Origin of the sequence: Thiobacillus sp., assembly GCF_030696885.1 — a bacterium.
In the GTDB taxonomy this organism is placed as follows: Bacteria; Pseudomonadota; Gammaproteobacteria; order Burkholderiales; family Thiobacillaceae; genus Thiobacillus.
Map to the genome: position 1 here is coordinate 1 of NZ_JAUYRI010000016.1, position 8,330 is coordinate 8,330.

At 63.7% G+C, this 8,330-nt stretch carries 9 protein-coding genes; 4 read left to right on the top strand and 5 right to left on the bottom strand.

Annotated features, from left to right (window positions below; all coding sequences use genetic code 11):
• Positions 1-342 precede the first annotated feature (342 nt).
• The 5 genes from Q8R61_RS07770 to Q8R61_RS07790 all read right to left on the bottom strand — a co-directional run bounded on the left by Q8R61_RS07770 (position 343) and on the right by Q8R61_RS07790 (position 4,400).
• The gene (locus tag Q8R61_RS07770; protein WP_305535926.1) at positions 343-549 is read right to left on the bottom strand and encodes a rubredoxin; all 207 of its coding nucleotides are present in this window, start codon (positions 547-549) and stop codon (positions 343-345) included.
• On the bottom strand, positions 546-935 hold the full coding sequence (locus Q8R61_RS07775) for a DUF302 domain-containing protein (RefSeq protein WP_305535928.1): 390 nt from the start codon (positions 933-935) through the stop codon (positions 546-548). Before Q8R61_RS07775 ends, Q8R61_RS07770 begins: the two co-directional genes overlap by 4 nt.
• Positions 932-2,101, bottom strand: coding sequence for an acyl-CoA dehydrogenase family protein (locus Q8R61_RS07780; RefSeq protein WP_305535930.1), 1,170 nt, complete (start codon positions 2,099-2,101; stop codon positions 932-934). Before Q8R61_RS07780 ends, Q8R61_RS07775 begins: the two co-directional genes overlap by 4 nt.
• A 26-nt stretch (positions 2,102-2,127) precedes the next feature.
• Positions 2,128-2,670: an OsmC family protein gene (locus Q8R61_RS07785; protein WP_305535932.1), complete on the bottom strand. Its 543-nt coding sequence runs from the start codon at positions 2,668-2,670 to the stop codon at positions 2,128-2,130.
• 161 nt (positions 2,671-2,831) lie between these two features.
• Positions 2,832-4,400 carry a sigma-54-dependent Fis family transcriptional regulator gene (locus tag Q8R61_RS07790; RefSeq protein ID WP_305535934.1) on the bottom strand — a complete coding sequence of 523 codons (1,569 nt, stop codon included), beginning with the start codon at positions 4,398-4,400 and terminating at the stop codon, positions 2,832-2,834.
• Positions 4,401-4,733: 333 nt separating this feature from the next.
• On the opposite strand from Q8R61_RS07790, the gene Q8R61_RS07795 reads away from it, so the two are divergent.
• Genes Q8R61_RS07795 through cynS form a run of 4 tightly spaced genes read left to right on the top strand, consistent with a single transcriptional unit; the run spans position 4,734 to position 8,329 of the window.
• The gene (locus tag Q8R61_RS07795) at positions 4,734-6,092 is read left to right on the top strand and encodes a CmpA/NrtA family ABC transporter substrate-binding protein (RefSeq protein ID WP_305535936.1); all 1,359 of its coding nucleotides are present in this window, start codon (positions 4,734-4,736) and stop codon (positions 6,090-6,092) included.
• Positions 6,089-6,940 carry a nitrate ABC transporter permease gene (gene ntrB / locus Q8R61_RS07800; RefSeq protein WP_305535938.1) on the top strand — a complete coding sequence of 284 codons (852 nt, stop codon included), beginning with the start codon at positions 6,089-6,091 and terminating at the stop codon, positions 6,938-6,940. Before Q8R61_RS07795 ends, ntrB begins: the two co-directional genes overlap by 4 nt.
• Positions 6,941-6,943: 3 nt before the next feature.
• Entirely contained in the window at positions 6,944-7,876 is a 933-nt protein-coding gene (locus Q8R61_RS07805; RefSeq protein ID WP_305535940.1) for an ABC transporter ATP-binding protein, read from the top strand.
• A gap of 9 nt (positions 7,877-7,885) precedes the next feature.
• Positions 7,886-8,329, top strand: a complete 444-nt coding sequence (cynS, locus tag Q8R61_RS07810; protein ID WP_305535942.1) for a cyanase — start codon at positions 7,886-7,888, stop codon at positions 8,327-8,329.
• Position 8,330 lies beyond the last annotated feature (1 nt).

Consider the following 8,330-nt stretch of genomic DNA (forward strand, 5'->3'; position numbering starts at 1 on the left):
TGGCCGGGGGTAGCCCGGCGGCTAGTCACTTTCTTTTGCTTCGCCAAAAGAAAGTGACCAAAGAAAAGGCGACCCCGCTCATCCCCGAAACCCCGGAAATCGAGCCTGCCGGGCGGGCGGCAAAGAACTCGCCCCGCTTAATTTGATTTTCGAAGGTGTGCGGGGCTCAGACACCTTTGCCGCTGATCCGCCCGGCAGGCTCAATTTCCGGCGGGACTGAGAGGGGCGGCAAGTCAAAACCAGGTTAACGATAACGGGGCGGTCCGTATGCAGTGATGCGTCGCGAGCCCGGCGCAATGTCTCCCTGCTGATTGACACCCGGCCCAGCGCGCTATGCGCGAGTCAGTCGTCGAAACAGTAGAAGTCCGCCTTGGTCACGCCGCAGTCGGGGCAGCTCCAGTCGTCGGGGATGGCCTCGTAGCGGGTGCCGGGTGCGAGGCCGTGGTCGGGGTCGCCCAGCGCTTCATCGTAGACGTAGTCGCAGACGGCGCAGGTCCATTTGCGGAAGGCGGACGTGGATTCGGGGGCGGCAGCGGAGAGATTCATCATGGCAGTTTCCACGGATCGAGCGTGGCCAGCAGTTGGTTGAAGATGGTGTCGAGTTCGCCGCCCAGTACGTCGAGCTGCGGGTTGACGTAGGGTTTGAACACGTCGGCGGCGGGGCGGTATGCGATCCAGGTGCGGCCGTCGGCTTCGTAGAGGTGAATGCGTAGCGGGATGTCGATGCCGGCCGCTTTCTCCGCCGCCCACACTTTGACGGCATAGTCGGGGCGGAACACCTCGAGCACCTGATCGGCCGCCACTGCGATGCCTTTCTTCGCGCAGTTGGCCTGGCCGTTGGCGTGTGCGACCAGGCCCATCGGGTAGGCCGCGATGGCGGCGATCAGTTTCTCCGCTGCCGCGTCCACCGAGAGCGATACCGCAAAGCGGATCATGCGACCTCCCGCTCGGGCTGCGCCAGCGCGCAGTCATGAGTATCGAACTCGTGCAGCTCCTTGCGCAGGTGCTTGATCGCCGGCGTCACAATAGCGATGAAGTAGGCCTCGCGCAGGCGGCGCTGCGCGGCGTTGTTGGACAGATAGCCCTTGGCGCCCATATGCAGCATCGCGGCGTTGGCGGCCTTCAGGCTCAATTCGCTGCCGGCCAGCCGCACTTCCAGCGTTTCCCTCACGTGCGGCGCGCTGCCGTCGCGTTCGATCCGGTCGGCCAGTGCGTAGGTGGCGGCGCGTGCGGCGTCGAGCTCGGCCTGCAGCGCGTCGGCCTGCACGTCGAGAAAGCGGTTGACGTGGCCGAACTGCCGGTCTGCGCGCGTCATCATGTTGACGCAGGCGTCGACCAGACCGAGCCCCATGCCCATCTGCAGCAGGATGAAGGCCGACTTGGTGCGGTCGCGAAAGGCGTCGAATTCCTCCGCATGGCAGACCACGCGGCTGTCGGGCAGGAACACGTCGCGGAACTGACAGGCGAAAGTGTTGGTGCCTTCCATGCCGATGAAGTGCGCGTTCTGCATCAGCGTGAGACCGGGCGTGCTGCCGTGCATCAGGCCGATCACCAGCCCCGGCGTATCCGGCAGACGGGCGCCCATGTGGAAGACATGCTCGGGGCCGATGTTCGACACCCAGGGCAGCACGCCGTTGATGACGTAGCCGCCATCGACCCGCGCGGCCTTCAGCCGCGCTTCCTCGATGCCGACGCAGGACTTCATGCTGTTCGACTGCGCGGTGCCGCCGAGCACCTCGCCGCGCGCCATGATCGGCAGCATCTCGGCAGCGAGCGCGCGATTGGAACTGTTGATCACATACCACTGCAGTGCGTATTCCGCCCACAGCAGAAAGCCGGTGGAGACGCATTCCTTTGAGGCTTCCTCGATCACCCGGATCGCGTGGCCGAGGCCCAGCGCAGTGCCGCCGTGCTCAAGTGGGGTGAGGCTGCCCAGCCCGCCGAGCGCGCCGAGTTGTTTCAGGAAGTCGCCGGGGTAGACCCCCTTCTGGTCGATGTCGATCACCTGGGGTGTGAGTTCCCGGGCGATGAGTTCGGCGAGGCCGGGCAGGACCTCAATCGGTGCATCCGGGGGGGTGGGGGCAAGTGCGAGTGCAGGCATGGTTCGCTCCTGGAAAGTCGGTTGGGTCAGGCAAGGTCGACGCTGACATTCACCGGATTGCGCAGCGTGTTGGCGACCGGCGACCAGGCGTTGGAATGCGCAACCAGGTCCTTCAGTTCGGCCTCGGAGGCGTCGCCTTCCAGATGCACTTTCACTCGCACGTCGGTGAAGCCCAGCTTCTTCAGCGGATCGAGATCGCCCACGCCCCACACCGCGGTCACGTTGATGTCGCCTTCGAGTTCGAGTTCGAGTCGGGTGAGCGTGATGCCGCGCGCCACCGCATTGGCGTGCAGGCCGACTGACAGGCAGGAGCCGAGCGTGGCGAGCACCGCTTCCGACGGATTCGGCGCGGTGTCGTCACCGAGCAGGTGCGGCGGTTCGTCGATCACGTGCGCCTCCAGGTTGCGCACGTAGGTGAGGTTGCGGAACTTGCTTTCGCACACGGTCTTTGCTTTCAGCGTGACGACCGACTGCGGGTTCGCGCGGCCCTTGGTGGCGAGGGCGGCAAGGCCGTTGGCATCGATGGGTTCAAGCACGGTTTGGGTTTTGAGGGCAACGACTTCGGACATGGCAGGACTCCTTGGTTGGATGGATCGGGGAACCGACACTCCGTATATTGCGATTCCCGTGCCAACCCGCCCAAACAATGTCATGTCATTGATCTGATTGCAAATAGTGTCCTTGTTGTTGCGGCCGCCCCGTTTCCACGCTAACAAATTGTCAACCTTTGTCAGGTCATTTCCAGGCGCTTAATGCGGTAGTTCAGCTGGCGCAAAGTCAGTCCCAGCAGTTGCGCTGCGCGCGACTTATTGCCGTGGGTCTGCGCCAGCGCCTGTTCGATCTGCGGGCGGTCGTGCGATTGCGCCGGCAGATAGGGCCGCACCGCGCCTGCTGCCGGCGCGGCATGCGCCGGCGCATCCGGTGCGCCGGCCGCTTCGCTGCGGATGACGTGTTCCACCTCGCGTGCCGACACCGTCGCGCCCTCGGCCAGCAGCACCAGGCGTTCCAGTACATTGCGCAACTGACGAATGTTTCCCGGCCACCGGTAGTCGGCCAGCCGATCCATCGCCTCCGGCGTCAGGCCGACATTGCGCTGGTAACTCTGGCTGATCAGATTGAGCTGGTGACGCACCAGCGGGCGGATGTCCTCGCGCCGCTCACGCAGCGCCGGCAGGCGGATCGGAATGATGTTGAGCCGGTAATACAGATCGAGGCGGAAGCGGCCGGCGGCAACCTGCTGCTGCAGATCGAGGTTGGTGGCGGCGACGATGCGCACGTCGATCGGCGTTTCGCGCCGGCTGCCGACGCGCTGCAGGGTTTTTTCCTGCAGCACCCTGAGCAGCTTCACCTGCATCGGCAGCGGCAGCTCGCCGATCTCGTCGAGGAACAGCGTGCCGCCGCTGGCCTGCTCGAAGTAGCCGGCGCGCGCGGTCGAGGCGCCGGTGAATGCGCCCTTTTCATATCCAAATAGCTCCGACTCGAACAGATTTTCCGGAATCGCGCCGCAGTTCACCTTGATGAAGGGCTCGTCGCGGCGCGGACTCGACAGGTGCAGCGCGCGCGCAAACAACTCCTTGCCGGTGCCCGATTCGCCCAGCAGCAGCACCGTCGCCTCGGTCGACGCCACCTGTTCGATCTGGCGCAGCGCATGCCGCAGCGCGGGCGATTCGCCGACGATGCCGAGCGTCGCCTGCTGCGGTGCGCCGCGCTCCAGTGCCCACTTGAGCTCACGGTTTTCATGTTCCAGCCGCGCGGTCTGTTGCGCCACGTGTGCGTTGAGCTTGAGGACCTGCGTCACCAGCGTGGCGATGATTTCGAGGATGTGCAGATCGTCGGCCAACGCACGCGACCGTCCGCGGATGCGGTGTACGCCGAGCATCCCCAGCACGCCGCCCTCGTCCAGCAGCGGCAGCGCGATAAAGCTCACCGTCTCGTCCGGCAGGCGGTCGCGGTTGATCGCGCGCGCGAGGTAGTGCGGGTCATTGTCGATGTCCTGCACGATCACCGTCTCGCCGTCCCGCAGCACGCGCCCCGAGATACCCTCGCCCACGCGGTAGATGCCGCGTCCGATTTCGTCCTGCGTCAAACCATAGGCGTAACGGATCGCGAACCCGTCGCCGCCCGGTTTCCGCAAGACCACGCGGCCGCGGTTGAGGCCGAGGAATTCCGAAATCAGGTGCAGCATTTCGCGGATCACCGGGCCGGGTTCGAGGCTCTTGCCCATCAGGCGCGCCGATTCGCGGATGACCAGCAGTTCCTCGTTATGCAGACGTTCGGTAGGCAATACGACTGCGTTCATGGCGGGCTTCCTTCAGCAATGTGTCAACACTGTGTAATCAAGAAACAGGCCAGGGCGCAGACGCACTTTTTGCGCCTGTTCAAAAAGCGCTTGTACAACAGCGGCTTAAAAATTTTCATCGGGTTGGCACGCTTCCTGAATACGACCCAAGTGGAAACACTGACACCGCGTACCCCGGATTGCCGAATCGCCCCAGTTTGTGGGCCTCAGGCAGTCAGGAGGCCCGGGCAACGGAGGAGGCGAAATGCACCAATCCGGGGCGCGGGGCGAACAAAAGGGTGCGCAGTGTTCCTGCGAGGCGTTGCCATTTTTCAATCCGATGAGGAGTACGTTATGTCCGGTTTTGACAACCCGTTTGACCCCGATACCCAACTGCACCGCGCGGGCTGCAGCTGCGGCCGCCACCATAGCCAGGCGGACCATGAAGCCGCCATGCAGAACGAGGATGTTCGCGTCTCCCGCGTGGTCGAATCGGCGGTGATGCGCGGGTTGTTTCCGGACGACCAGATGCGCCGCAACTTCCTGCGCGCGGTGGGCACCGGCACCGCGATGGCGGCGATCTCGACGCTGTTCCCGATGGGGGCGGCGAAGGCGCTGGCGCAGGAGCGCGGCAAGCTGGAGAAAACGGATCTCAAGATCGGTTTCATCCCGATCACCTGCGCCACCCCCATCATCATGGCGGGGCCGATGGGCTTCTATGCACGCGAAGGCCTGAACGTCAGCCTGCAGAAAACCGCCGGTTGGGCGGTGATCCGCGACAAGGTGCAGAACAAGGAATACGACGCCTCGCACATGCTGTCGCCGATGCCGCTGGCGATGTCGCTGGGGCTGGGCTCGGCCAAGCAGGCGGTGGACGTGGCCACGATCCAGAACATCAACGGCCAGGCCATCACGATGCACGTCAAGCACAAGGACAAGATGAATCCCAAGGACTGGAAAGGGATGAAGTTCGGCCTGCCGTTCGACTACTCGATCCACAACCTGCTGCTGCGCTATTACCTCGCCGAGGCCGGCCTCGATCCGGACAAGGACGTCGAGCTGCGCATGATGCCGCCGCCCGACATGGTAGCCAACCTGCGTGCCGGCAACATCGACGGCTTCCTCGGCCCCGAACCGTTCAACCAGCGCGCGGTGTATGAGGAAGTCGGCTTCATCCACACCCTGTCGCGTGACCTGTGGGACGGCCACCCCTGCTGCGCCTTCGGTGTGCAGGAAGGCTTCTACAAGCAGTATCCCAACACCTACGCCGCGCTGTTCCGCGCGATTGCCAGCGCCACCGACTACGCGCACAAGCCGGAGAACCGCGCCGAGATCGTCAAGGCGATCGCGCCGGCCAACTATCTGAATCAGCCGATCCCGGTGCTGGAGCAGGTGATGACCGGCCGCTTCGCCGACGGGCTTGGCAAGGTGAGGAACGTGCCCGGCCGCGTCGACTTCGATCCTTTCCCCTGGCAGTCGATGGCGGTGTGGATCCTCACCCAGTTGAAGCGCTGGAACTACATCAAGGGTGACGTCAACTACAAGGCCGTCGCCGAGGAAGTGTTCCGCGCCACCGATGCCCGCGCGCGCATGGCCGAAATCGGCCTGAAGGCGCCGGCAACCAGCTACCGGAAGCACACCATCATGGGCAAGGTATTCGACCCTGCGAAACCTGCCGAGTACCTCAACTCCTTTGCGATCAAACGCTCATGAAGACGCGACTCTCACTCGGCCAGCAATCCGCCCTGCTGTCGCTGGCGCTGTTCGGGGTGATCCTCCTCATCTGGCAGCTGGCTACACTGCCCGAGGCTCACACGGTGGCGGCCGACGTCGATCCCGAATACGCCGCGCTGATGGGTGGCGGCGCGGCCAAGTCGGCGTCGAGCTTCCCCACACCCGTGGAGATGGGGGCGACGCTGTGGGAAAAGCTGTCGGATCCCTTCTACGACAACGGCCCCAACGACAAGGGCATTGGCATCCAGCTCGCGTATTCGATCGCGCGCGTGCTCGCCGGCTTCTTCCTGGCGGCGGCGGTGGCGATCCCGCTCGGCTTCCTGATCGGCAGCTCGCGCGTTTTCTACGACGCGCTCGATCCCTACGTGCAGGTGTTGAAACCGATCTCGCCGCTGGCATGGATGCCGCTTGCCTTGTACACGATCAAGGACGCGTCGATGTCGTCGATCTTCGTCATTTTCATCTGCTCGCTGTGGCCGATGCTGATCAACACCGCGCACGGCGTCGCCAACGTGCGGAAAGACTGGCTCGACGTTTCGCGCACGCTGGAGGTCAATCCGCTGCGCAAAGCGTTCCGGGTGATTTTGCCGGCCGCCGCACCGACGATATTGACCGGCATGCGCATCTCGATGGGCATCGCCTGGCTCGTCATCGTCGCTGCAGAAATGCTGGTCGGCGGCACCGGCATCGGCTACTTCGTGTGGAACGAGTGGAACAACCTGTCGATCACCAACGTGCTGTTCGCGATTCTGATGATCGGCGTCGTCGGCATGGCGCTCGACAGCGTCTTCGGCGTGCTGAGCAAGCGCGTCGCCTACCAGGAATAAACCATGACCGATCCCAACCTTTCCTTCCTGCAGGTCGAAAACCTGGCGCGCGTCTACCCCAGTCCCACCGGGGGCGGCGACGTCACTGTGTTCGACCACGTCAACTTCCGCATCCACAAGGGCGAATTCGTCTGCGTCACCGGCCACTCCGGCTGCGGCAAGTCGACCATCCTCAACATCCTTGCCGGGCTTGATACGGCCAGCGCCGGCAACGTCTTCATGGACGGCCGCGAAGTCTCCGGCCCCAGCCTGGATCGCGGCGTGATCTTTCAGGGTCATGCACTGATGCCGTGGCTCACCGTGCTGGAGAATGTGTCCTTTGCGGTGAAGTCGCGCTGGATGAACTGGGACAAGCACAAGGTGCGCGACCACGCGATGCGCTACATCGAGCTGGTTGGCCTCAAGGGCGCCGAGCAAAAGAAGCCGTCGCAGCTCTCCGGTGGCATGAAGCAGCGCGTCGGCATCGCGCGCGCATTTTCCATCGAGCCGAAAATGCTGCTGATGGACGAGCCTTTCGGCGCGCTCGATGCGCTGACGCGCGGCGTGATCCAGGACGAGCTCCTGAAGATCTGCGCCGAAACGCAGCAGACCGTGTTCATGATCACGCACGACGTTGACGAAGCGATCCTGCTGTCCGACCGCATCATGCTGATGTCGAACGGGCCGCACGCGCGCATCGCCGAAATCATCAACAACACCCTGCCGCGCCCGCGCGAACGCAGCGCCATCCACCGGGAGCCGCATTACTACCCGATCCGCAACCACATGGTCGATTTCCTGGTGAGCCGGTCGAAGCAATTTGGCGCCCTACGCGACGCCGCCGATGCCCCCAGTTCGCCCGCCGTGTTCGACCCGGTCGACCTGATCGAGTCCGAATCGACCGTCTTTTCCGCGCTGCCTTCCGGCAAGCCCCACATCCACCTCGTCAACGCATAAGGACCCATCATGACCCGCACCGAAGTTACCGACCTCATCCTCGCCGCCAAGCACAAGAAAGGCCTGAAATGGGCCGAGATCGCCAAGAAGGTCGGCCAGAGCAAGGAATGGACAACTGCCGCGATGCTCGGCCAGATGACGCTCGACAAGAAACAGGCCAGTGCCGTCGGCAAGCTGCTCGGCCTGCCGCCCGAAGCGGTCGACCAGTTGCAGATGGTGCCCTACAAGGGCAGCCTGCCGAGCGCGGTGCCGACCGATCCGCTGATCTACCGCTTCTATGAACTGATCATGGTGTATGGCATGACGATCAAGTCGCTGATCCACGAGGAGTTCGGCGACGGCATCATGAGCGCGATCGATTTTTCGATGGACATTTCGCGGGTTGCCGATCCGAAGGGCGATCGCGTGAAAATCGTGCTGAACGGCAAATTCCTGCCGTACAAGACCTACTGAC

Excerpts from the sequence above, each read along its gene's own strand:
- ntrB (WP_305535938.1), top strand. The coding sequence starts at position 6,089 with ATGAAGACGCGACTCTCACTCGGCCAGCAATCCGCCCTGCTGTCGCTG.
- Q8R61_RS07770 (WP_305535926.1), bottom strand. The coding sequence starts at position 549 with ATGATGAATCTCTCCGCTGCCGCCCCCGAATCCACGTCCGCCTTCCGC.
- Q8R61_RS07775 (WP_305535928.1), bottom strand. The coding sequence starts at position 935 with ATGATCCGCTTTGCGGTATCGCTCTCGGTGGACGCGGCAGCGGAGAAA.
- Q8R61_RS07795 (WP_305535936.1), top strand. The coding sequence starts at position 4,734 with ATGTCCGGTTTTGACAACCCGTTTGACCCCGATACCCAACTGCACCGC.
- Q8R61_RS07790 (WP_305535934.1), bottom strand. The coding sequence starts at position 4,400 with ATGAACGCAGTCGTATTGCCTACCGAACGTCTGCATAACGAGGAACTG.
- cynS (WP_305535942.1), top strand. The coding sequence starts at position 7,886 with ATGACCCGCACCGAAGTTACCGACCTCATCCTCGCCGCCAAGCACAAG.
- Q8R61_RS07805 (WP_305535940.1), top strand. The coding sequence starts at position 6,944 with ATGACCGATCCCAACCTTTCCTTCCTGCAGGTCGAAAACCTGGCGCGC.
- Q8R61_RS07785 (WP_305535932.1), bottom strand. The coding sequence starts at position 2,670 with ATGTCCGAAGTCGTTGCCCTCAAAACCCAAACCGTGCTTGAACCCATC.
- Q8R61_RS07780 (WP_305535930.1), bottom strand. The coding sequence starts at position 2,101 with ATGCCTGCACTCGCACTTGCCCCCACCCCCCCGGATGCACCGATTGAG.